This is a genomic window from Thermodesulfovibrionia bacterium, from assembly GCA_030646035.1.
In the GTDB taxonomy this organism is placed as follows: Bacteria; Nitrospirota; Thermodesulfovibrionia; order UBA6902; family UBA6902; genus JACQZG01.
On the sequence record JAUSMY010000035.1, the window covers coordinates 1 to 1,163 of the forward strand.

Below are 1,163 nucleotides of genomic sequence, written 5' to 3' on the forward strand. Positions count from 1 at the left end.
GCCAGGAAGCTGGTCAGCCGCGACTCGGACGCCAGCAGGTCGTAGTAACTGGCATCCAGCGCCCTCTCATCGACGTTCATGCCGATATGAAACAGATGCCGCTTGCGGTCATACAGGCCGCTGAAGTTCATGGCGCTGTAAAGGGCGCGGCAGCGTTCTGCAAGGCGCAGCAGGTCGGCCTGTGCTGGTGGATCATCGGGGCAGGATTTTTCCAGCTTGATGCAGGCCTGCGCCGCGGCGAGCAGCAAGCCGGCCAGGTTGCCGCTGTCTACCGACGAGACATAGGCCGGCAGCATGACCTCCAGTGTGCGGGTGTCGTACCAGTTCAGCAGATGGCCGTCGTGCTTGGACAGCTTGTCGATGCTGTCCAGCGATGCCTGCAGGCGGGCGATGACTTCTGCGGTCGTGATCCAGCCGAATTCGCGGGCGCAGCAGACGGACAGCAGGTACAGCCCGATGTTGGTGGGCGAGGTGCGGTGGGCCAGCGTGGGATCGGGCACCAGTTGCAGGTTGTCGGGCGGCAGGTGGTTGTCCTCGGGGCCCACGCAGCGCTCAAAAAAGCGCCAGGTGTCGCGCGCCAGCGCGTGCAGGTAACGCTGGTCCATGTTGCTGAGCGCGGGAGTATTGCTGGCGCGCGGCAGGCTGGCCCACCAAGCCGCCACAGGCGACGCGGCCCAGAGCAGGAACAGGGCGATGGCGGCCCCGGGATAGGCCGCCCACGGGGCCGCCATGGCCAGCGCCGCACACAGCAGCGAGGCCGGCGCATGTTGACGCACAAACACCGTGAGTTCGCGGCGCGACGCGGCCTGGGCCTGCGCCGCCGTGGTCCATTCCAGCAGCAAGCGGCGGCTCACGGCCATGCGCCAGACAGAGCGCACGGCTGCATCGAGCAGCATCAGGGACTGCGCCGGTAACTGGCTGAAAAGCCAGGCCGCGCTGCCCAGGGTGACGAGCAGCTCGCCGCGGCCCACCTGCAAAAAGTGACGCCAGGAGATACCGCGGCGCGTGGGCACCAGGCCGGCAAGCGCCCCCAGCAGCGGCCCGGCCAGCAGCGCGGCAAGGGCCGCCAGCAGCGCTGTGCCCAGTTGCAGCGCACCGGTAAACAGCACCCAGACCAGCAGCGCGAAGGTGGCAGGCACCACCAGCGAGCGGCGCAGGTTGTC

At 68.0% G+C, this 1,163-nt stretch carries 1 protein-coding gene; it reads right to left on the reverse strand.

Annotation, left to right across the window (positions count from 1 at the left end; all coding sequences use genetic code 11):
* Nucleotides 1-1,163: hypothetical protein (locus tag Q7U10_05370; GenBank protein ID MDO8282041.1), on the reverse strand; the 1,163-nt coding region annotated here is incomplete at both ends.